Genomic DNA, 21,289 nt, shown 5'->3' on the forward strand with positions numbered 1-21,289 from the left:
CGACGCCCGGCGCGGCACGCATCGCGCACCGGGCGACGTCAGTGGGCGTGCCTGTGGGCCATGCCGACCGCGAGCCGGTGGAGCAGCCGACGGGCGGCCTCGGGGGCGACGACCTCGATGTGTTCGCCGAACTGGAGCAGCTGACGCACTCCGTCGAGGTGGCCGTACGCCACGGTTATCTCGACCCGGCCGTCGTCCCCGGGGCCGCCCGCCGTCCTGAGCCGCGCACCCAGGATCCGGCGGACCAGGTCGAGGCGGTCGGCGTCGACCCACGCCGTGACCACGACGTGCCCCTGACTCTCCAACGCCTCGCCCAGCTCCCGCGCCGTGCCGGCCAGGTCGGCACCGGGCCGCAGCCGACGGTCGCCGTCGAGTACGGCCCAGTGCCGGAGACGGGAGAGCGCGAACATGCGGGGGTGCCGGTCCCGGTCGGCCACCAGGTACCAGCGCCCGCCCCGCTGCACGAGCCCGTACGGGTCGACCACGAGATCCCGCGCGCTCGCCGAGCCACTACGCCGGTAGTTGATGCGCAACCGCCTTCCCGTGCGCAGGTCCCGGACCAGTCCGGCGACGTCGGGCAGGGGCGCGGCCTCCTCGAACCAGGGCCGGTTGTCGATCGCGATCACGTCCGTCAGGGACAGCGGCAGATCGTCCCGAGCGGGCGGCGGCGACCGGCGCGGCGTCAGCTTGCGCAGCGCCGACCGGGCGGCCGCCTCTCCGCCGACCTGGCGGGCCCGGTCGGGATCGAGCCCGACGGCCCGGAGCAGATCCGCCTCGCCGGTCGTCAGCTTCGACAGGCCGGCCTGGTCGCCGGGCAACAGGCTGATGCCGCCGTACTTGCCCCGCTCGGTGAAGACGGGGATGCCCGCGTCGACCAGCGCCCGCACGTCACGCAACACCGTTCTGGTCGAGACCCCCAGCTCGTCGGCCAGCGACTCGGCGGTGGTCCGCGGCCGTGCCTGCAGCGCCGCGAGGAGCTCGATCAGACGTTGCGGTCGACTCATGCGCCGGACTTCCTCACCTGAATACGACAGACCGTGTCATGTTCTCAGGCGAGGCTGACACCGACGGCCGGAACCGGCCCATTCGGAAGGAGCCCGACACCCATGTCCGCACCCAACCTCTTCCTCGTCTACGTCAACGACGTCGAGCGCGCGACCGCGTTCTACGCCGACCTGTTCGACATGAAGCCGGTCATGGTCACGCCGCGCTACGTCCCGTTCGAGGTCGCGCCCGGAGTGGTGTTCGCGCTCTGGAGCGGCAAGTCGGACCAGATCGCCCCGGGCACGCCGCGCACCTCGGAGATCGGCCTGATGCTCCCGGGCCCCTCGTCCGCCATCGACGACCTCCACGCCGCGTGGACCGCCAAGGGCGCCACCGTGGTCGAGCCACCGCACGACGAGGTCTTCGGCCGCACCTTCGTGGTCGCGGACCCGGACGGCAACCTGATCCGGGTCGCACCCGTCGACTAGCCGGCGCGTCTCGCGGGTCCCGCAGCCGGGGCCGTACCCAGCTCGCACCACACGTACTTGCCCCGGTTGCCCTCGCGGGCCAGCGGCTGCCACCCCCACACGTCGGCACAGGCCCGCACCAGCGCCAGGCCCCGCCCGTCCTCCCGGTCCACGGCCCGGTCGAACGGCTGCGGCGGCTCGGGCGGTGACGGGTCCGCGTCCCAGGCCCCGATCCGCAAGACGCCCGCCGCCCAGCGCACCCGCAGGGCGGCGGGCCCCTTGGTGTGCCGCACGGCGTTGGAGACCAGCTCCGTCGCCAGCAGCTCCGCGACGTCGACCAGCCGGATCAGCCCGTGCATCGTCAGGATCAGCCGGAGGGTGCGGCGGCAGACGGTGACGGCGCGGGGGTCGTTCGGGATGTAGAGGGAGTACTCCCACGGATCGTTTTCGGGCACGCGGACTCCTTCGGAGACGTGGAGAGGAGTGGGGTGCGGTGGCATTGCCGCAGCCGTCGTGGCAGGACCGAGCGGTGCGCTTCCAGCATCCCGCGATCGCAAAGAGTGTTCGTCGCATCACCGAAGGTAGGTCATAGATTTATTACTAGGCAAGCCGGTCGCGTAATCTTGCCCCGAACGAGCCGCCCGAGGGCGCCCGTTGAGCGAGGAGGAAGTTGTGCCGCCGAGACGCACGCCCACAGCACGTCAGGAGCGCCTGGGGGCTGAACTGAGAAGGATGCGGGAAGCAGCAGGACTCAAGGCAACCGAGGCGGCAGCCCTTCTCGGCGTGAACTCCGTCCAGATCAGTCAGATCGAGTCCGGAATCGCCGGAGTGAGCGAGGAGCGGCTACGCCGTCTCGCAGCCAACTACGCCTGTCCCGACGGCGAGTTGATCGATGCTCTGGTAGCCATGGCGACGGTCCGGGTCCGGGGCTGGTGGGACGACTATCGCGGCGTGCTTCCCGCCGCCTATCAGGATCTGGCCGAGTTGGACCATCACGCGACGTTCCGTCGCGATGTGGCGGTCATCCACGTGCCAGGTCTGTTCCAGACGGAGGCCTACGCCCGCTCTCTCTTCACCTACATGAACCCGGAGTTCCCCGACCGCGAGGTGGAGCACCGGGTGCACCACAGGATGAAGCGGAAGGTCATCGTCGAGGGGCCTGATCCGATTCCCTACGAGACGTTGATCCACGAAGCAGCGCTCCGGATCAAGGTGGCCGGGCGTGCCGCGACCCGGATGCAGCTCGCACGCATCGCGGAGATGTCCGAGGCCGAGCACGTCACTGTTCGCGTCATTCCGTTCGCACTGGACGACTTCGCGGGAGCCGGCAGCGCCATGGTGCACGTGGGCGCAGCTGTGCCTCGCCTGGATACCGTGGTGCGCGACGCACCGCACGGCACGGCCTTTCTCGATTCCGAAGCCCAACTGGGTCACTTCCGGAAGCTCTTTCGTAGGGTGAGGGACGAGTCACTCTCCCCGGAGCGGTCACGCGACCTCATCCACCACCTGGCCAAGGAGCTGTGAGGAAATCCCATGACCACCCCCACCCAGTGGCAGAAGTCGTCCTACTCCGGCGGCGGTGAGGGCAACGACTGCGTAGAGGTCGCCCACCGCCACCCCCACATAGCCGTCCGCGACTCCAAGACCCCGGACCGGGCCACGCTCACCTTCGCCGCCCCCGCCTTCACCGCCTTCCTCCGCACCCTCAGGACCACCACCGGGGAATAACCGGAGACCCCCTCCTGTTACGCAGCGCAGCGACCCGCGCGATTGTCACGACACAGGAGGCACCCCACCATGGCCGCAGACGCCGCAGAGGAGATCCGGGGCACGACCCACGGCACCGCGCCCGTACCCCTCTCCGTGCTGGACCTGGTGACCGTCGGCGCCGGCCGGACCGCCACCGACGCCCTGCGCACCAGCGTGGACATCGCACGCCTCGCGGAGAGCCGCGGCTTCCACCGGTACTGGGTGGCCGAGCACCACTCGATGCCCGGCGTGGCCTCCTCCTCCCCCGCGGTGATCCTCGCCCACCTGGCCGCCCACACCGACCGCATCCGGCTCGGCTCGGGCGGCGTCATGCTGCCGAACCACGCGCCGCTCGTGATCGCGGAGCAGTTCGGCACCCTCGAAGCCATGGCGCCCGGACGTGTCGACCTCGGCCTCGGGCGCGCCCCCGGCACCGACGGGGCCACCGCCGCCGCACTGCGCCGCACGGAACGGCTCAACGAGGGCGCCGACGACTTCCCGCAGCAGCTCGCCGAGCTGATCCGGTTCCTGGACGACGACTTCCCCGACGGGCATCCGTACCGGCGCATCCACGCCGTGCCCGGTCCCGTGCAGGCCACCTCCCCCGGCGGTGTGCAGTCCGCGCACCGGCCGCCGGTGTGGCTGCTCGGTTCCTCCGGCTTCAGCGCCCGGCTGGCCGGCACCCTCGGGCTCCCCTTCGCGTTCGCGCACCACTTCTCGGCGCAGAACACCGTCCCGGCGCTCGACCTGTACCGGGAGTCCTTCCGGCCGTCCGCCGTCCTCGACGCCCCGTACGCCCTGATCGGCGTCTCCGCGCTGGCGACCGACGACGAGAAGGAGGCCCGTCGGCAGGTGCTGGCCGCCGCGCTGAACATGGTCCGGCTGCGCACCGGGCGCCCCGGGCTCGTGCCGACGCCGGAGGAGGCCGAGGCGTACGACTTCAGCCCGATGGAGGAGGAGTTCGTGGCGTCCTGGAACTCCAACGTCGTCCACGGGACCGCCGACGAGGTCAGGTCGGGCCTCGACGACCTCCAAAAGCGCACCGGCGCCGACGAGCTGATGCTCACCGCCAACGCTCACGGCGGCGACGTACGGCTGCGCTCCTACGAGCTGATCGCCGACGCCTACGGGTTGCCGACGCCCGCCTGAACCCCGGCCGCTCCGGGCCCGGCGGGGCCCAGCAGCGCGGAGATGCGATCCGGCGCCACCGGTCGGGAGTACAGCCAGCCCTGACCGGTGTCGCAGCCGATGCGGCGCAGGCGGGTCGCCTGGTCGGACGTTTCCACGCACTCGGCGGTGACGGTCAGGCCGAGCCGGTGGGCCAGCTGGACCATCGCCTCGACGATGACCTCGTCGGCCGGGTTCGCCCCGGACGCGTCCACCCCTCCGCCCGCGTCGACCTTGTCGTACTGGAAGCCCCGTACGAAGGCGCCGTCCAGCTTCAGGACCGAGACCGGCAGCCGGCTGAGGTAGGCCAGGTTCGAGTAGCCGGTGCCGAAGTCGTCGATGGCGATGTGGACGCCCATGTCGCTGAGCGCCTTGAGGGCCTGGAGCGGCCGGCCCGCGGAGCCCATCACCGCCGACTCGGTCAGCTCCAGCTGGAGCAGGTGCGGGGCGAGGCCGGTCTCCTCCAGGGTGGCCGCGACGTCCGCGACCAGGTCGGAGTCCCAGACCTGGCGGACCGCCACGTTGACGCTGACGAAGATCGGCGGGTCGTCCGGGTGGGCGAGCTGCCAGCGGCGGGCCTGGCGGCAGGCCGTGCGCAGGATCCAGCGGCCGAGGGGAACGATCGAACCGTCTTCCTCCGCCAGTGCGATGAACCGATTCGGCGCCAGTACGCCGAACTGAGGATGATTCCAGCGGATGAGCGCCTCGACGCCCCGCACCCGGCCGTCCTCCATGCCGACCAGCGGCTGGTACTCCAGGGCGAACTCGCCGCGGTCGATGGCGGGGCGGAGCGTGGCGGCGAGGGCCTGGCGGGTCATGCGGTTCGCGTTCCGCTCGGGGTCGAAGAGCGTCCAGCGGGCCCTGCCGTCGGCCTTGGCCCAGTACAGGGTCGTGTCGGCCGCCTGCATCAGGGCGGTGGGGGTGGTGCCGGCGGTGTGGCGTTCGACGACGCCGACCGACGCGGTGACCGAGAGGCGGCGGTCGCACAGCTCGAAGGGCGCCTGGAGCGCCGTGAGGACCGATTCGGCCAGGTCGGCGAGCTGGTCGGTGCCGGTGGAGTCCTCCACGAGGAGGGCGAACTCGTCGCCGCCGAGCCGGGCCACCAGCGGGGCGCCGGACCGGGTGTGGGCGGCGGCCTCCTCGGCGCAGCGGGTGAGGCGTTCGGCGACGGCGGCCAGCAGCCGGTCGCCGACACGGTGGCCGAGGGTGTCGTTGACGGCCTTGAAGCCGTCCAGGTCCAGGTAGCACACGCCGATCCGGCCGGTGCCGCCGTGCTCGTACGACTCCGCCTCCAGCGCGGCCGTCAGACGCTCGAAGAACAGCGCGCGGTTGGGCAGCCGGGTCACCGGGTCGTGCATCTGGAGGTGGCGCAGCCGGGCCTGGAGTTCGCGCCGGGCGCTGATGTCGGCGACCGACATCAGCAGTCCGCCCGGCACCTCCCCCGGCTCGGCCAGGGGCGCGACCGTCACCTGCACCCACAGGGAGTGCCCGTCGGCCCCCTTCAGCCGCCGGGTGCAGCGCAGCCGGGGCTGCCGGCCCCGCAGCACCTCGCGGTACGCGTGCCAGGTTCCGGCGTCGGAGACGAGGTCGACCAGCTCGGCGGCCGCGCGGCCGGCCAGCGCGGCCGGATCGGTGCCGAGCAGGGTGCCGAGCGTGTCGTTGGCGCTGACGACCAGGCCCTCGGCGTCGACGACGGCCATGGCGAGGGGGGCGGCCGCGAACGCCGAGTGGTAGGTCGGGGGCCCCGTACACGGCGTACGAGGAGCCAGGTAGTTGTCACTCTCTGTGACGGCCGACCGGTCGAGGTCTGCCACGGGCGCCGGCCCTTCGGAGGTTCCGTTCACCGCTCGCTCCCGCAGTGCCTCGATCTCTGTTCGTGCTCTGTTCGTGCAGGAAAGTGTGCCGATCATAGAGGCTGCCACCGAGCCCTACCAGCCGCCGTTCCGCGGTCCGGACCGCGCGACCCCTCCGGCAGATCGTTTCTGCCCACACCTGGACGGGTTCTATACGCCCCCGACCAGTTGTGACGTTCCGTGAGTGCCCTCGGGGTGTCGGCCAGGGAGCCTCCCGCGAAATTCCCGGCGGCTCACCCATCCGGTGCAGGCGAACAGGGCGTAATACGACAATCATGCACAAGCTGGGTGCGGTGTCCCGTCAACCGCACCCGGAGGTCCATGTGCCGCGCCAGCTCCCCCTGAGGCGACTTCCGCGGGAGACCCTCAAGGGACTCGGCGCGGTCCGCCGGGCGGCGGGGGCGCCCCGGTCCCGGCTGCGCAGTACGGCGGCGGTGTGCACCACGATGTCGGCACTGGCCGCGACCTCCCTGGTCACCGCCCCGTCGGCCGCCGAGCCCTTCTCCCCGGAGCCCTGCGCGCTCCAGCGGACCGAGGTGCACCACTCCGAGGGCCTGGACACCTGGAACGCCGCCTACCCGCGGCCCTCCCGCGCCCTGGACGCGGTGATGGTGTTCCTGTCCTTTCCCGACTCCCAGCCGCTGACCGCGCCCGCCGAACTCGCCGCCGACCACTTCCCGGCGACCACCCGCTTCTTCCAGCGCGCCTCCTACGGCACGTTCACGCTCCGCCCGCACCCGCTGCCGAGCTGGGTCCCCATGCCGCGGCCGTCGACGGCGTACGACATACAGCGCGACTGGAGCCCCGAGCACCGGGCCGCCTACCTGCGCGACGCGCTGGACGCCGCCGACCGGCACGTCGACTTCTCCCGCTACGACATCGTCTACTTCGTCGCGGACCCGGACGCGCCCGGCGTGGACTCCGACGCGACGAAGGTCGTCAACCTGGACACCCCGATGCGGGCCGACGGCACCGACATCCGGCGGGTCGTCACGGTCTTCGAGAACCATCCGCCGGACCGGCTGGTCCTGGCCCACGAGACCGGGCACGTCTTCGACCTGCCCGACCTGTACCACCGGCCCGTCGACGGCAAGGGCGACTGGGACACCCACGTCGGCGACTGGGACCTGATGGGCAGCCAGTTCGGGCTCGCTCCGGATCTCTTCGGCTGGCACAAGTGGAAGCTGGGCTGGCTGGAACCCCGGCAGGTGGCGTGCGTGCGGGGCGGCGGGCCCACCCGGCTGACGCTGGAGCCGCTGGGGGCCGGGCCGGGGGTGATGGTGACGGGCGCCGCCGGGGCGCCGGCCTTCGGTCTCGGGCGCGGTACGAAGCTGGCCGTGGTGCGCACGGGCGCGGACAGCGTGCTCGCCTTCGAGGCGCGGGGGCCGGTCGGCAACGATCTCGCCGCCTGCCGGGCGGGGGTGCTGGTGTACCGGGTGCGCAGCGGGGCGGAGTCCGGGGGCGGGCCGATCGAGGTGATCGACGCCCATCCGGAGACCGAGGCCTGCTGGGAGGACTCGGTCTACCCCCCGCTCGCCGACGCTCCGGTGAGCCTCGGCGAGAGTTTCACGGTGCCGGGGGAGGGCGTACGGGTGGAGGTGGAGGGGCGGACGGTCTCGGGGGCGTGGACGGTGCAGATCACGCCGGGGTGAGTCCGACGGGCGCGTCCGGGCACTCCCGGGCACGCGAGAAGGGCCCCTCGCTTGCGCGAGGGGCCTTCTCGTTGTCTGTGCGCCGCCAGGGACTCGAACCCCGGACCCGCTGATTAAGAGTCAGCTGCTCTAACCAACTGAGCTAGCGGCGCCTGCTGACGTCGTAGACCTTAGCATCCTGGTCGGCGGGAGGAAAAATCGAAATCCGCACCGCCGCGCGGGCCGCCCGTACGGCCGCCCAGAGCAGGATCTCGGGACCCGGGAGCCACGGCAGGCGCGTGTCCGGCGCCACCAGCCAGCGGGAACCGGAACGCGCGGGCACGCCCACCGGGGCCGGCACCGTCACCGCGTCCCCGGCACCGTGACACAGCAGCGGGGGCACCGCGCCCGTACGGCCACCCGTCCGGCCGCGCGCGCTCCACTCCTCCCACTCCAGCAGCGACGGCAGCCGCTGGGCCGTGCCCGGCGCGGCGAACAGCAGCATCCGGCCCCGGAACTCGGCCACCGGTCCGGACCCCGGCCCCTCGTCCCACATCCGGTCCAGCATCCGGCGCCCGAAGATCGCGGGGGCGCTCACCACGTCGAAGGCGGAACCACAGGGCAGGACGACCGGGGCCTGGGGCCGCTCCTCCCAGAGGGCGAGCGTGCTGCGCGGGTACGGCCCCGCCGAGGCCAGCCAGGCGGCCCCGTCGGGGGTGGCGTCCGAGACGTGGGACGTGGCGTCGAGGATGACTTCGCGTGTGCTGCTCATGACGCATACATCTACCGGGGGTGAGGGAGCCACTCCGCTGGGTTGCGGGAAACCGGGACAGGAGGGAGGGGAAGGGAGTATCTTGCCCACTCGCCTGGCATATGCGGGCCAGCTAGTCGGGGTGTACGCCGCCCTCGCCGCCGCGCATCAGGTCGCGCCCGAACTCCACCATCTTCTTGGCGTAGTCCTCGGTCCACTCGGCCCGCTCGGCGATGTCCGCGAGTGTCAGCCGGTCGAAGCGCCGCGGATCGGCGAGCTGCGCCGCCGCCATCGCCTGGAACTCCATCGCCCGGTCCGCCGCCGCGCGGAAGGCCTGCGTCAGCTCCGTCGCCCGGTCCAGCTGCGCCCGGGGGTCGTCGATCGACTCGAGGTCGAAGAAGTGCTCGGGGTCGGCGGACACCTCCGCCGGCTCGAAGAGCAGGGGCGCGGGGCGTAGCCGCGGTTCGTTCCGACGCGGCGTGGGCTCCGCCATGTCTTCTCCTCCTCGTACGTACGGCGGCCCTCCCCGCGGACCGGGGCACTCCCCCGGGGAGGAGCGGGCCACCGTCCATTGTCCCGCGCCCATGCAAGAGGGCGAGGCCGTACCGGTATGCGCATACCGGACACTCCCCGCCCCTCCCGCGCGACCGGGCCGCTCGCTAGCCGGCGTAGGTCTCGAACTCGGCGACCTTCGGCGTGCCGCTGGAGCCGGTGATCTCGAAGGTGACCTTCTTCAGCGAGGTCGAGGCGAAGCCGATGACGCCCGCTCCGCTGCCGGAGGCCAGGACGGAGCCGGTGTCGTGGTTGACGACCCGCCACGACCCGATGGCGCCCTCGGAACCCGACGCCTCCCGGATGACGACCTTGGAGACCGTGGTGGCGGATCCCCACTTCACGGAGACGGAACCGGTCGAGCCGGTCGGGGACCAGTAGGTGCCCATGTCGCCGTCACGGACGTTGCCGTAGCTGGTTCCGTCGGCCTTGGAGGAGCCGTCGGAGCCCGCCCCGATGCTGAGGTTGGTTCCGGTGGGCGGGTCGGTGGGGCCGGGGTCGGTCGGGTCCGGGTCCGGGTCGGTGGGCCCGGGGTCGGTCGGGCCCGGGTCGGTCGGGTCCGGGTTCTGCGGCGTACAGCTGCCGTCCGAGACCTTCAGCCCCTTGCCGGCGCCCGCCGTCTGGCTCACGACGCCCGGCACGCAGTCGGCCGCGTCGAGTTTGTAGGAGTACGGAATGCTGACGCTGGTGTTGGACCGCGGGTCGGGCCCGGCGGGGTTGGTGTCGCCCTCGCGGTCGGACCAGGTCACGTTGTCGAAGATGTTCCCGCTGACCTGCCAGTAGCCGGCCTGGTCCGTGTAGAAGGTGCCGAGGACGTCCTTGGAGTCCTCGAAGTAGTTGTTGTCCACCTTGGCCTTGGCGCCGGCCCGGGAGTTGATGCCGGACTCGTTGAGGCTCACGTAGTGGTTGTTGTAGATGTGGGCCGTGCCGCCGCGCAGCAAGGGCGCGCGGGAGTCGATGTTCTCGTACTTGTTGTGGTGGAAGGTGACGTAGCCGTTGGAGCGGTCGCTCTCGCTGGAGCCGATCAGGCCGCCGCGGCCGGAGTTGCGCAGGACGCTGTAGGACAGGGTCACGTACTGGGTGTTGTCCTTCATGTCGAAGAGACCGTCGTAGCCCTCCGACTCCCCGCCCGACGCCTCCAGGGTGGTGTGGTCGACCCAGACGTTGCGGACGCCGCTCTCCATCCCGATGGCGTCGCCGCCGTTGGACGTGGGCGAGCCCGACTTCTTGACGTTCCGTACCGTCACGTTCTGGATGATGATGTTGCTGGACTCCCGGATGTGGATGCCCAGTTGGTCGAAGACGGCACCGCCGCCGACCCCGACGATCGTGACGTTGCTGATCTGTTTGAGCTCGATCTTGTCGGCCGCGGTGCTGCAGCTGTCGCCGGACACCTTGGTGGTGTTGCCGTGGTTGATGGTGCCCTCGACCTCGATGATGATCGGGGTGCTGCTGTCGGCCCTGCCGCACAGGGCCTGGTGGATCGCGGTTCCGGTGGTGGCCCGGACCGTCTGTCCGCCCGCACCGCCGGTCGTGCCGCCGTTCTGGGTCGCGTAGCCGGTGGCGCCGATGGCCGCTGCCGCCGCCTCGGGCATCGACAGCACCACGCCGGTCGCGGCGGCGACAGCCAAGGTGGCCAGCGCCGCGTGGAGTCGCAGCGCGACTGGTCGTCTCATCCTCGGTCTCCCCATTCGTCTTCACATGACGGAACGAACGTCCTGTCGTGATCACGTCAACACGACGGACGGGAAAGCGCTTTCTCGGCGTGAGAATAGGGGGGCCCTCAGGGGCTGGCAAGAGATTGCGCGCGTTCAGAACTTGGCCCACTGTTCATGTGAGTGACCGTTCCCTGAACAGCGCCGTTAACCGCACCCCCTGCGCCACGGAGTCGATGTGCACCCCGAGCAGAGCTGCGGTACGATCATCCTGCCAGCTCGCGGGGCTCAACCCCCAACGGTCGGCAGTGCGTTGGTGGTCCAAGGAAAGACGCCCCACTTCCCGTGGGGAAATGCAGGTGCAAGGCCTGCCCAGCGCTCGACCGGAACCCCGGCCCCGCTCCAGCGGGACCGGGGTTCTTCCGTTTCCGGCCGAGCCCGGGTCGGCCGGGCACCACCGGTGCCTTCGCGCGGTTGCTCCGCTCAGCCCCCGGCGTCAACCACGGTGTCAGGCCTGCACCACCGGCTCCCGGGTGAACAGCGCTCCCAGTTCCGGGGCGTTGACCCGGCGGTCCGCCAGGCGCAGGCCCTCCCAGACGGTGACCTGGTTCGCGGTGAGGACCGGCTTGCCCAGTTCCTTCTCCAGGGCCGGGATGTGGGCCGCCGTGTGCAGTGCGGTGTCCGGGAGGAGGACCGCCTCCGCGTCCGGGTGGTCGGCGGCGCGGGCCAGGGCCAGCACCTCCGACTCGGTCCAGGTGCCGACCTCCGCGGCCGTGATGATGCCGGAGCTGACGACGCCGACCGCCTCGATGCCGGCGGCGCGCAGGAACTCCGCGAAGAGCTGCGCCACGTCGTCCGGGTAGGTCGCCCCGACCGCGACCCGCCGCGCCCCGATCTCCTTCGCCGCGTGCACGAAGGCGAAGGAGGTGGAGGAGGCCGGGAGGCCCGCGGCCTGGGCCAGGGCGCGCACCTGTTCCTGGGCCCCGTCCCAGCCGTGCACGAAGCTTCCGCTGGTGCAGGCCCACACCACGGCGTCGGCGCCGGCGAGCCGCAGCTCCTCCACACCCGCCGCGAGCCGCTGCGGTGCGCCCATCTCGCGCAGCGCGTCGACCCGGTGCGCGTCCTCGCCGATGTCCGTGTGCACCAGGTCCACCCGGATGTCGCTGCCCAGGAGCTGCTCGATGCGTGGGTAGTCGTCCTCACCGGAGTGGCCCGGGTACAGGAATCCCAGTGCTGTCATGTCCACCCTTCCTGCTGCTGTTCCGTGTCCGGAGCGTCACCGACGCCCGGCAGGTCCGCCACCGCGGGGCCGACCGGACCCGCGACCGCGGGACCCATCGGACCCGGCACCGCGGGACCCATCGGGCCCGGCACCGCGGGACCGATGCGCGCGGACGGATCGGTCAGCGCCTGATACGGCCCCACCGCAGGGGTACCCAATCGGCGCAGTGCCGCCCACATCGTCACTTGGTTGGCCGAGATCACCGGGATCCGCAGCTCGGCCTCCAGCTGAGGGATGACGTCGTAGGTGGGGAGGTTGGTGCAGGAGATGAACAGGGCGTCCGCCGCCCCCGGGCCCGGTACCGCCTGGCGTGCCATGTCGGCCACGTCGCGGTACGGGACCTTCCAGATGTGCCGGGTCAGGCCCATGAAGGCGCAGCCGGTGACGGTCACGCCGGCTTCGGCGACGTACGCCTCCAGCGCTCGGGTCACGGAGACGGTGTACGGGGTCACCAGCGCGACCCGGCGTACGCCCAGTTCGGCCAGCGCGTCCAGCAGCGCGCCGGAGGTGGTCACGGACGGGACGGCGCCCGCCCAGGTCATCGCCTCGCACATCGCGCGTTCCCCGGTGATGCCGCCGACGAAGCTGCCCGAGGTGCAGGCGTAGGCGATGACCTCGGGCGCGATGGCGTTGAGGGTGCGCACGGCCTCACCGAGCGTCTCGTGTTCGCTGACCATCCGGGCGAGGTCGAGACTGACCTCGACGGGTACGAAAGGGGTTCGCGTCATGTGCAGCGACACGTCGTCGGGCACCCATCGCCACAGCTCGCGATCGAGTGCGAAGTCGAACGGGGCGACCACGCCGACCCCGCGTTGCGGAGCTGGTCCGCCGAGAAAGGAGATGTCCATGGCACGCACCGGCCTCACACTGAGAAAGGGGAGGGCAACGCACCGTTACGCACGGCCGTGTTGACGAAGGTAGGTTCCGGTGCGAGCGTGGTCAATCCGCCCGCGTCACTCCCAGGTCAACAGCCGGTTAACTTATCCGTCAACTCCTGAACCGCCCCGTTCTCACCGACCGGAGACAGGCCTGCCGATGACCATGCCCACGCTCCTCGTCCTGGACGCCGAGCCGCTCCCCCGCCTGGGCCGGCTGACCGGCCGCGCCCGGATCGAGCACGCCGACGAGAAGAGCCTCGCCGAGCGGCTGCCGCACGCGGACGTCCTGCTCGTGTGGGACTTCACCTCGCACGCCGTACGGAAGGCGTGGCCCGGCGACGGCCCCCGGCCGCGCTGGGTGCACACGGCGAGCGCCGGTGTGGACCATCTGATGTGCCCGGAGCTGGCCGCGTCGGACACGGTCGTGACCAACGCGCGCGGTGTCTTCGACCAGCCGATCGCCGAGTACGTCGCCGCGCTCGTCCTCGCGATGGCGAAGGATCTGCCCACGACCCTGCGGTTGCAGGGCGAGCGGACCTGGCGGCACCGGGAGTCGATGCGGGTGGCCGGAACCCGCGCCTGCGTGGTCGGCTCCGGGCCGATCGGGCGGGCGATCGCGCAGACCCTCAAGGCGCTGGGGATCACGACCGCGCTGGTCGGCCGCACCCCTCGCCCCGGCGTCCACGGGCCCGGTGAGCTGGACCGGTTGCTGGCCCGTGCCGACTGGGTGGTGGCGGCGGCCCCGCTCACCGACGACACGCGCGGCATGTTCGACTCCCGCCGGTTCGGGGTGATGCAGCCCTCCGCGCGGTTCGTGAACGTGGGGCGGGGTCAGCTGGTCGTCGAGGACGATCTCGCCGAGGCGCTGACCAGGCGCTGGATCGCGGGCGCCGCCCTGGACGTGCTGAGCCACGAGCCCCTCGCGCCCGACAGCCCGTTGTGGCGGGTCCCGGATCTGATCATCTCCCCGCACATGAGCGGGGACACGATCGGCTGGCGGGACGAACTGGGCGCGCAGTTCGTGGAGTTGTACGAGAGCTGGGCGGCCGGCGAGCCGCTGGCGAACGTGGTCGACAAGAAGCGCGGATACGTGCCCGGACACTGACGTCCCACATACGCGGGAGGGTGCTGCATGACCGACCTCACCGAGCTGACCACTGTACAGCTCGTCGACGGTTACCGCAAGGGCGACTTCAGCCCCGTGGAGGTGACCCGGGCCGCGCTGGAGCGGGCCGAGCGGATCCAGCCGGAGGTGAACGCGTTCGTCCGGCTGACCGGCGAGGAGGCGCTCGACGGGGCACGGCGGTCCGAGGAGCGGTGGCGGCGCGGGGAGCCGGGCGGTCGGCTGGACGGCGTACCGGTCACGGTGAAGGACATCCTGCTGACGCGCGGTCACCCGACCCTGCGCGGCTCCCGCGCCGTCTCACCGGACGGGCCCTGGGACGAGGACGCGCCCTCCGTGGCCCGGCTGCGCGAACACGGCGCCGTGTTCCTCGGCAAGACGACGACGCCCGAGTACGGCTGGAAGGGCGTCACTGACTCGCCCCTGTCCGGCGTCACCCGCAACCCGCACGATCCGACCCGCACCGCGGGCGGCTCCAGCGGGGGCGCGGCGGCGGCCGTGGCCCGCGGGGCGGGGCCGCTGGCGCTGGGTACGGACGGCGGCGGCAGCGTGCGCATCCCGGCGTCCTTCTGCGGCATCTTCGGCCTGAAACCGACGTACGGCCGGGTCCCGCTCTACCCGGCGAGCGCGTTCGGCACCCTCGCGCACGTCGGCCCGATGACCCGGGACGCGGCGGACGCGGCGCTGATGCTGGACGTCATCGGCACCCCGGACGCCCGTGACTGGTCGGCGCTGGGCCCGGCGCCCGGGTCGTACACCGAGGCGCTGTCCGGCGGGGTGCGGGGGTTGCGGGTGGCGTACTCGCCCTCGCTGGGCGGGCAGGTGGCGGTACGCCCGGCGGTGGCCACGGCGGTCCGGCGGGCGGTGGAACGGCTGGCGGAGCTGGGCGCGTACGTGACGGAGGCCGACCCGGATTTCGCGGACCCGGTGGACGCCTTCCACACGCTGTGGTTCAGCGGGGCGGCGCGCGTGGTGCAGCACCTCGGGGCGGGTCAGCGGAAGCTCCTGGACCCCGGGCTGCGGGAGATCGTCGGCGCGGGGGCGCGGTACTCGGCACTGGAGTACCTGGCCGCGGTGGACGTACGGATGGAGCTGGGCCGGCGGATGGGCCGCTTCCACGACGCGTACGACCTGCTGGTCACGCCGACGCTGCCGATCACCGCGTTCGAGGCGGGGGCCGAGGTGCCGAAGGGTTCGGGGCACCGGCGGTGGACGGGGTGGACGCCCTTCACCTACCCGTTCAACCTGACCCAGCAGCCGGCGGCGACGGTGCCGGTGGGGGCCGACGGGGACGGGCTGCCCATCGGGCTCCAGCTGGTCGCGGCGCGGCATCGGGATGATCTGGTGTTGCGGGCTGCGCACGCGTTGTACGGGGCGGGGGTGGCGGCGGGTAGTCCCGCGTCGGCCGAGTAGTGGCCGGCGTGGGTGCGGGCCGGGGGTGGGTGCGCGGCCCGGCGCTGCGGGGTGCCTCCCCCACTCTCGGCTTCGCTCGAGCGGGAGGTGCCCCCACCGCCCACCCGTGCCGCCCCTGGGGGTACCTCCCAGGCCGTTCAGGCACTGGGGAGGCACGACTGCCCGCAGCTTGGGGCGGCGGTGCGGCGGGCAGTCGTGGCGCCGCCCTACGCGCGGCGGAAGCTGAGCGTCTCTCCCTCCGCTCCCGCTCGCCACAGGTCGTTGCAGGCCTCGGCCATCTCCGCCAGGCCCTCGACGACCTGCCCCCAGACGGTGCCGGGGACCCAGCCGACGTCGCCGTTGAGCAGCAGGTTGTTGCGCTCGTAGAACAGGGCCAGGTCGACGAGGGTGGTGCCCGCGCGGACCTCGCGGTCGTAGCCGTACGCCTTGGTGCCCAACTCGGCACCCGCGAAGGCGAAATAGCACAGATCGCCCGGAATGGGCGTCACCGTCGGATTCTCCAGCGGCGGTTCGTATGCCGCGAAGGGCGGGAAAAGGGCGTAGATCTCGTTGCGCGCGTATTTGGCGTGATACACGTCGCCGCCGAGGGGGAGCGCGTCCCAGACCGCCGCGCAGGTGATCGGGGCCCGGTCGTCCAGCAGTTGGGCCGTGCAGGTGATTCCGCGCTTGACCAGCGAGACTTCGATGAAGCGATCAGCCATACCCTCCATGGCAGTGCCCGGCGGCCCCGCGGTCAAGGGTGCGGGGCCGAGGTATCGGACTGAAAAAGATCGGCATAACCCGTCCGGCTTCGGGTAGCTGCGCGCCCATGGCTCCACCACACAGAACCCCTCCATGGGGTATATCCGACCAAAGGCCCAGGACAGCCGGGCCCACTCGCCGGTCGCTGCTCGCGGGGGTCGCGGCGCTCGGTGCGCTGGGAGCCGCCGGCTGCTCGCGGGTGGCCACCGCGTCCGACGTGGAAGGCGGCGATCTCCTCGACCGGCTCAAGGCACAGGGCGTGGCCCGGCTCGGCATCGCCGGCGAGATCCCCTTCGGGTACATCGACAAGAACGGTGAGCTGACCGGCGAGGCGCCGGAGCTGGCGAGGGTCATCTTCAAGCGGCTCGGCGTGGAAGAGGTGCAGCCGGTACCGACCGAGTTCGGCTCCCTCATCCCGGGTCTTCAGTCGCAGCAGTTCGACATCGTGGCGGCCGGGATGTACGTCAACCCCACCCGCTGCGAGCAGGTCATCTTCTCCGACCCCGACTACCAGATGCTGGACTCCTTCATCGTGCGCAAGGGCAATCCGCTCGGACTGCACGACTACAAGGACGTCGTGGCGAAGAAGGCCAAGTTCGCCACCGGCACGGGCTACGCGGAGATCGCCTACGCGGTGGAGGCCGGGTATCCGAAGGACGACATCCTCATCGTGCCCGACCAGGTCGCCGGCCTCAACGCCGTGGAGACCGGGCGCGCCGACGTCTTCGCCGGTACGGCTCTGACCACCCGCGAGGTGGTGAAGAAGTCGTCCAGCACCGAGGTGACCGAGGCGTTCAAGCCGATCGTCAACGGCAAGCCGCACGTGGACGGCGGCGCCTTCGCGTTCCGCCCGAACGAGACCAACCTGCGGGACGCCTTCAACGTCGAGCTGCACAAGATGAAGAAGAGCGGCGAACTCCTGCGCATCCTGCGCCCCTTCGGTTTCACCGAGGACGAGATGACCGATCTGACCGCGAAGGAGCTCTGCGGCGGATGACATCCGGACTCTGGGAACTCGTGGCCAAGGGTGTCTGGACCACCGTCCAGCTGCTCGTCTTCAGCGCCCTGCTGGGCGCTGTGGTCGCCTTCGTCGTGGGCACCGCCCGCACTCATCAGTCGCGCATCGTCAGGTTCCTCGCGGGCCTGTACACCACGGTGTTCCGTGGCACCTCCGCGCTGATCATGATCTTCTGGATCTACTTCGTGCTGCCGCTGGCCTTCGGCTGGCAGCTCGTACCCATGTGGGCGGGCACGCTCGCCCTCGGCCTGACGTACGGGGCCTACGGCGCCGAGGTCGTGCGCGGCGCGATCGCGGCCGTCGACCCGGCCCAGCGCGAGGGCGGCATCGCCCTCAGCTTCACTCCCTGGCAGCGGATGCGACTGATCCTCCTGCCGCAGGCGCTGCCGGAGATGATCCCGCCGTTCTCGAACCTGCTGGTGGAGCTGTTGAAGGGCACCGCGCTGGTGTCCCTCATGGGCATGGGCGACCTGGCGTTCAGCGGCAACCTCGTACGTCTCGCGCTCCAGGAGAGCGCGGAGATCTACACGTACATCCTGCTGATCTACTTCGTCCTCGCCTTCCTGCTCACCCGACTCATGCGGGGCCTTGAGAAGAAGCTGAAGTCGGGGGTCGGCAAGGCGCCGACTCCCGCGGCCGAGGCCGTGCTGAAGCGGCCCGAGGCGACCAACGCGGGAGGTGCTGTCTGATGGAGTGGGACTGGAGCGCGGTCTCCGACTTCATGCCGCACTTCTGGGACGGTCTGCTGGTCACCCTGCAGATCATGGCCCTCGGTTCGGTGATCTCCTTCGCGCTGGGCCTGGTGTGGGCCCTGCTGATGCGGACCCCTACGCGCTGGGTGCGCTGGCCGGTCGGGGTGGTCACGGAGTTCATCCGGAACACCCCCCTGCTGGTGCAGCTCTTCTTCCTCTTCTACGTACTGCCCGAGTGGGGCGTTCAGGCCTCGGCGCTGACCACGGGTGTCTTCGCCATCGGTCTGCACTACTCGACGTACACGATGCAGGTGTACCGGGCCGGCATCGAGGCGGTGCCGGTCGGCCAGTGGGAGGCCGCCACGGCGCTGAACCTTCCCGTGCACCGGACGTGGATCGCGGTCATCCTTCCGCAGGCGGTCCGCCGCGTGGTGCCCGCCCTCGGCAACTACGTGATCGCCATGCTCAAGGACACCCCGATGCTCATGGCGATCACCGTGCTGGAGATGCTCGGCGAGGCTCAGCTCTTCGCCCGTGAGAACTTCCAGTTCACCGAGCCGCTCACGGTGATCGGCCTGGCGTTCATCGTGCTTTCCTACGTGGCCTCCCTTTTCCTGCGAGCCCTGGAGCGACGCCTTGCCCACTGACACCCTTCCCAACCCCGGGACCAGTCCCGAACGCAGCACCGGCGAGCTGATACGCCTGGAGCAGGTCACCAAGCGGTTCGGGGACAACACCGTCCTGGACCAGCTCGACTTCTCCGTCGACGCCGGCAAGCACGTCACCCTCATCGGGCCGTCGGGGTCCGGCAAGACGACGATCCTGCGGCTGCTGATGACGCTGCTCAAGCCTGACGAGGGCACGATCACCGTGGACGGGCAGAAGCTGTTCCCGGCGACGGAGAAGGAGCGGCGCGAGGTCCGCAAGCAGATCGGGATGGTGTTCCAGCAGTTCAACCTGTTCCCGAACATGAGCGTGCTGCGCAACATCACCGAGGCACCGGTCACCGTGCTCGGCATGTCCAAGGACGAGGCCGCGGAACGGGCCAGGGAACTCCTCGACATGGTGGGGCTGGCCGACAAGTGCGACGCCCGCCCGGCCCAGCTCTCCGGCGGCCAGCAGCAGCGTGTGGCGATCGCCCGCGCGCTGGCGATGCGGCCGAAGGTGCTGCTGCTCGACGAGGTGACTTCGGCACTCGACCCGGAGCTGGTCGCGGGCGTCCTGGACCTGCTGCGGGACATCGCCCGCAGCACGGACATCACGATGCTCTGCGTGACCCACGAGATGAACTTCGCCCGGGACATCTCGGACCAGGTCCTGATGTTCGACTCGGGGCGGGTCATCGAGTCCGGGGCTCCCGAGAAGATCTTCAGCGATCCGGAGCACGAGCGGACGAGGGAGTTCCTGAGCGCCGTGCTCTGACGGCGCACGACGCACGGCGCGCCACCGGTCTCCACCGCGGGTCACCGCACCGCCCGAACCACGTCGGGCGGTGCGGTGACCCGCGGCTTTTGCGGGCGGGTTCCGACGCGCCCGGCTCCACGACGCCGCGAACGGGGCTTGATCCCTTCGACACGTGGCCGACAAAGGCCTTACAGCCCCACAAATCAACCTTTACTGTCATGCACACGCCATAATCGGACGAGTATTCCGGTCAGGAGATCCGGGCCCCGAAGCCACCCCCGCCCCGCCGGTCGAACAGGTATCCACAGTCAGGCCCTTCACACCGCAGGAGTGAGACACGCAGTGAAATTCACCGCCCCCGTGTTCGTCACCACGGCCGCGTTCGCCCTCGTCACCTTCCTCGGCAGCTCCGCCTCCGCCGCCACACTCCACTCGGAGCAGGCCTCCGCGACGTCGACCTCACCGACGCTCGACGCGAACTGCAACGAGGTCACCGGCTACGAGAACCCTCGCGCGACGGCCGGCCTGGCGTGCTTCCGGCCCTACGGCGACAAGTTCTACGTCCGCGACACCCTGGCGGACGGTCACCACATAGAGGTGCGCGGCACGGTGAACCGGACCGGCGACAACTTCCGCTGCTACGAGTACGGCGGCTCCTCGGCGGGTTGGCAGGTGTGCGACGGCTTCCACGACGAGATCCCGGAGAACTCCACGATCTACTGGGAGATCGGCCTGTGGGAGGGCGGCACCCTGCTCGGCACCGGGGGCGACCCGAAGTTCAGCTCCACCTCGTGACCCGAGATACCCCCAGCGTGGCGCCGCGACCACGCACCGCGCGTGCCCCAACGCCCGAGGTCGGGGCGTTGGGGCACGCCGTTGGCATATGCCAGCGGGCCAGCGCCGCAGTTGGGGGCGCTGAAATCTTGCCAACACCCCCTCACTCCGGGCCGCTTGGCGGCTATCGTGAAGGGGATCCGCTGTCCGGATCGGGGCACAGGCAGGGACAGGGACAGGGGCCTACCAGCGAGCGCAGGGGGAGACCACCGTGGCGCTGCAGCACAAGCCGACCGCGCCGCACCACTCGGCCCAGGACGCCCTGCGCGTCCTGGAGACGGTGACGCGGCACAGCACCGGAGTCACGGACACCGAAATCGCCCAGGGAACCGGCCTCGACCGGGAGCGGCTGACCACGCTCCTGCGCATGCTGCGCCGCGAGGGCTACGTCGAGCAGACCACCGACGGCACGTACGTCGCCGGTGAGGCCCTGGCCCGCCTGGGCTCGGCCCACGGCCGCGAGGAGGCCGTGCGCGACAAGCTCCAGCACACCCTGGACCGGCTGCGCGACTCGGTGGGCGCCGCCGTCTACATCAGCCGGTACGTCGACGGCGAGGTCAGCGTCACCCAGTACGCCGACAGCCCGGCCACGCCCAAGGTGAACGAGTGGGTGGACTTCCGCGTCTCGGCGCACGCCACCGCGGTCGGCAAGAGCCTGCTCACCCAGCTGGACCACGCGGGCCGCCGCGACCACCTCGCCCGGCACAAGATGGCCCGCCTGACCTCGCGCACCATCACCAGCGACAAGCTGCTGCTGTCCCGGCTGGAGTCCCAGCCGCCCACCGTCCCGGTCCTCGACCTCCAGGAGTACGCGGTGGGCACGGTCTGCGCGGCCGTCCCGATCACGGCCGGTTCCGCCGTGGGCTGCCTCGCCCTGTCCCTCCCGGTCGAGCACGCCCACCGGCTGCGCCGGGCCGCCGACGAGCTGAACCGGAACGCCGCGGGGGTGCTGCTCTCGCTGGCGATCTAGCCGCGGGGACGGCGGGGCGGAACGGCCGACGAAAGCCGGCGACCCGGGCGCCTGGATGGCCGGCGGATGAATGGTCGGAAGCACCCCTGGAGACCAGGTAGTATTTTCGTCGTCGCCGACCGCGA

At 71.2% G+C, this 21,289-nt stretch carries 22 protein-coding genes and 1 tRNA gene; 13 read left to right on the forward strand and 10 right to left on the reverse strand.

Annotated elements, in window-relative coordinates:
• Window positions 1-38: 38 nt before the first annotated feature.
• On the reverse strand, window positions 39-1,004 hold the full coding sequence (locus ACIQ6R_RS07025; protein ID WP_404219370.1) for a helix-turn-helix transcriptional regulator: 966 nt from the start codon (window positions 1,002-1,004) through the stop codon (window positions 39-41).
• 102 nt (window positions 1,005-1,106) lie between these two features.
• Between ACIQ6R_RS07025 and ACIQ6R_RS07030 the strand changes: the two genes are divergently transcribed.
• Complete coding sequence (locus ACIQ6R_RS07030) at window positions 1,107-1,472, forward strand: VOC family protein (RefSeq protein WP_404219373.1); 366 nt, start codon at window positions 1,107-1,109, stop codon at window positions 1,470-1,472.
• On the opposite strand, the gene ACIQ6R_RS07035 is transcribed toward ACIQ6R_RS07030, so the two are convergent.
• Window positions 1,469-1,906 (reverse strand): ATP-binding protein, encoded by a 438-nt coding sequence (locus ACIQ6R_RS07035; protein ID WP_404177182.1) that lies wholly within the window; start codon window positions 1,904-1,906, stop codon window positions 1,469-1,471. The genes ACIQ6R_RS07030 and ACIQ6R_RS07035 overlap by 4 nt on opposite strands.
• A gap of 277 nt (window positions 1,907-2,183) precedes the next feature.
• On the opposite strand from ACIQ6R_RS07035, the gene ACIQ6R_RS07040 reads away from it, so the two are divergent.
• The 3 genes from ACIQ6R_RS07040 (at window position 2,184) to ACIQ6R_RS07050 (ending at window position 4,349) form a co-directional block, all read left to right on the forward strand.
• Window positions 2,184-2,975 carry a helix-turn-helix domain-containing protein gene (locus tag ACIQ6R_RS07040; protein ID WP_404219375.1) on the forward strand — a complete coding sequence of 264 codons (792 nt, stop codon included), beginning with the start codon at window positions 2,184-2,186 and terminating at the stop codon, window positions 2,973-2,975.
• 9 nt (window positions 2,976-2,984) lie between these two features.
• A complete protein-coding gene (locus ACIQ6R_RS07045; RefSeq protein WP_404219377.1) occupies window positions 2,985-3,179 on the forward strand; it encodes a DUF397 domain-containing protein in 195 nt (64 codons plus the stop codon).
• 69 nt (window positions 3,180-3,248) lie between these two features.
• A complete protein-coding gene (locus tag ACIQ6R_RS07050; RefSeq protein ID WP_404219379.1) occupies window positions 3,249-4,349 on the forward strand; it encodes an LLM class flavin-dependent oxidoreductase in 1,101 nt (366 codons plus the stop codon).
• On the opposite strand, the gene ACIQ6R_RS07055 is transcribed toward ACIQ6R_RS07050, so the two are convergent.
• On the reverse strand, window positions 4,325-6,211 hold the full coding sequence (locus tag ACIQ6R_RS07055; protein ID WP_404219381.1) for a putative bifunctional diguanylate cyclase/phosphodiesterase: 1,887 nt from the start codon (window positions 6,209-6,211) through the stop codon (window positions 4,325-4,327). The genes ACIQ6R_RS07050 and ACIQ6R_RS07055 overlap by 25 nt on opposite strands.
• Before the next feature lie 284 nt (window positions 6,212-6,495).
• Between ACIQ6R_RS07055 and ACIQ6R_RS07060 the strand changes: the two genes are divergently transcribed.
• Window positions 6,496-7,872 (forward strand): M6 family metalloprotease domain-containing protein, encoded by a 1,377-nt coding sequence (locus ACIQ6R_RS07060; protein WP_404219384.1) that lies wholly within the window; start codon window positions 6,496-6,498, stop codon window positions 7,870-7,872.
• A gap of 78 nt (window positions 7,873-7,950) precedes the next feature.
• Here ACIQ6R_RS07060 and ACIQ6R_RS07065 read toward each other — a convergent pair.
• From ACIQ6R_RS07065 to ACIQ6R_RS07090, 6 genes are all read right to left on the reverse strand, one after another.
• Window positions 7,951-8,024 (reverse strand) — tRNA-Lys (locus ACIQ6R_RS07065).
• On the reverse strand, window positions 8,015-8,623 hold the full coding sequence (locus tag ACIQ6R_RS07070) for a bifunctional DNA primase/polymerase (protein ID WP_404219385.1): 609 nt from the start codon (window positions 8,621-8,623) through the stop codon (window positions 8,015-8,017). The genes ACIQ6R_RS07065 and ACIQ6R_RS07070 overlap by 10 nt, the downstream gene beginning before the upstream one ends.
• Before the next feature lie 112 nt (window positions 8,624-8,735).
• Entirely contained in the window at window positions 8,736-9,095 is a 360-nt protein-coding gene (locus ACIQ6R_RS07075; RefSeq protein ID WP_404177161.1) for a hypothetical protein, read from the reverse strand.
• Window positions 9,096-9,261: 166 nt separating this feature from the next.
• Complete coding sequence (locus tag ACIQ6R_RS07080) at window positions 9,262-10,830, reverse strand: polysaccharide lyase family 1 protein (protein ID WP_404219387.1); 1,569 nt, start codon at window positions 10,828-10,830, stop codon at window positions 9,262-9,264.
• Window positions 10,831-11,317: 487 nt separating this feature from the next.
• Window positions 11,318-12,049: an aspartate/glutamate racemase family protein gene (locus tag ACIQ6R_RS07085; protein ID WP_404219389.1), complete on the reverse strand. Its 732-nt coding sequence runs from the start codon at window positions 12,047-12,049 to the stop codon at window positions 11,318-11,320.
• Complete coding sequence (locus ACIQ6R_RS07090) at window positions 12,046-12,939, reverse strand: decarboxylase (protein ID WP_404177152.1); 894 nt, start codon at window positions 12,937-12,939, stop codon at window positions 12,046-12,048. The genes ACIQ6R_RS07085 and ACIQ6R_RS07090 overlap by 4 nt, the downstream gene beginning before the upstream one ends.
• Before the next feature lie 187 nt (window positions 12,940-13,126).
• On the opposite strand from ACIQ6R_RS07090, the gene ACIQ6R_RS07095 reads away from it, so the two are divergent.
• A complete protein-coding gene (locus ACIQ6R_RS07095) occupies window positions 13,127-14,074 on the forward strand; it encodes a D-2-hydroxyacid dehydrogenase (protein ID WP_404219391.1) in 948 nt (315 codons plus the stop codon).
• Window positions 14,075-14,101: 27 nt separating this feature from the next.
• Window positions 14,102-15,505 (forward strand): amidase, encoded by a 1,404-nt coding sequence (locus ACIQ6R_RS07100; RefSeq protein ID WP_404219392.1) that lies wholly within the window; start codon window positions 14,102-14,104, stop codon window positions 15,503-15,505.
• A gap of 206 nt (window positions 15,506-15,711) precedes the next feature.
• On the opposite strand, the gene ACIQ6R_RS07105 is transcribed toward ACIQ6R_RS07100, so the two are convergent.
• The gene (locus tag ACIQ6R_RS07105) at window positions 15,712-16,206 is read right to left on the reverse strand and encodes a DUF3830 family protein (RefSeq protein ID WP_404219394.1); all 495 of its coding nucleotides are present in this window, start codon (window positions 16,204-16,206) and stop codon (window positions 15,712-15,714) included.
• 107 nt (window positions 16,207-16,313) lie between these two features.
• Here ACIQ6R_RS07105 and ehuB point away from each other — a divergent pair, with 107 nt between their 5' ends.
• The 6 genes from ehuB to ACIQ6R_RS07135 all read left to right on the forward strand — a co-directional run bounded on the left by ehuB (window position 16,314) and on the right by ACIQ6R_RS07135 (window position 21,164).
• Complete coding sequence (ehuB, locus tag ACIQ6R_RS07110) at window positions 16,314-17,243, forward strand: ectoine/hydroxyectoine ABC transporter substrate-binding protein EhuB (RefSeq protein WP_272585987.1); 930 nt, start codon at window positions 16,314-16,316, stop codon at window positions 17,241-17,243.
• On the forward strand, window positions 17,240-17,953 hold the full coding sequence (ehuC, locus tag ACIQ6R_RS07115) for an ectoine/hydroxyectoine ABC transporter permease subunit EhuC (protein WP_121747158.1): 714 nt from the start codon (window positions 17,240-17,242) through the stop codon (window positions 17,951-17,953). Before ehuB ends, ehuC begins: the two co-directional genes overlap by 4 nt.
• Window positions 17,953-18,603, forward strand: a complete 651-nt coding sequence (gene ehuD, locus ACIQ6R_RS07120) for an ectoine/hydroxyectoine ABC transporter permease subunit EhuD (protein ID WP_404219396.1) — start codon at window positions 17,953-17,955, stop codon at window positions 18,601-18,603. Before ehuC ends, ehuD begins: the two co-directional genes overlap by 1 nt.
• Window positions 18,593-19,378 (forward strand): ectoine/hydroxyectoine ABC transporter ATP-binding protein EhuA, encoded by a 786-nt coding sequence (gene ehuA, locus ACIQ6R_RS07125; RefSeq protein ID WP_272585990.1) that lies wholly within the window; start codon window positions 18,593-18,595, stop codon window positions 19,376-19,378. Before ehuD ends, ehuA begins: the two co-directional genes overlap by 11 nt.
• A 324-nt stretch (window positions 19,379-19,702) precedes the next feature.
• On the forward strand, window positions 19,703-20,155 hold the full coding sequence (locus tag ACIQ6R_RS07130) for a hypothetical protein (RefSeq protein ID WP_404177132.1): 453 nt from the start codon (window positions 19,703-19,705) through the stop codon (window positions 20,153-20,155).
• Between the two features lie 250 nt (window positions 20,156-20,405).
• Entirely contained in the window at window positions 20,406-21,164 is a 759-nt protein-coding gene (locus ACIQ6R_RS07135; RefSeq protein ID WP_404219398.1) for an IclR family transcriptional regulator, read from the forward strand.
• Window positions 21,165-21,289 lie beyond the last annotated feature (125 nt).

The organism is Streptomyces sp. NPDC096048 (assembly GCF_044763415.1).
GTDB lineage: Bacteria > Actinomycetota > Actinomycetes > Streptomycetales > Streptomycetaceae > Streptomyces.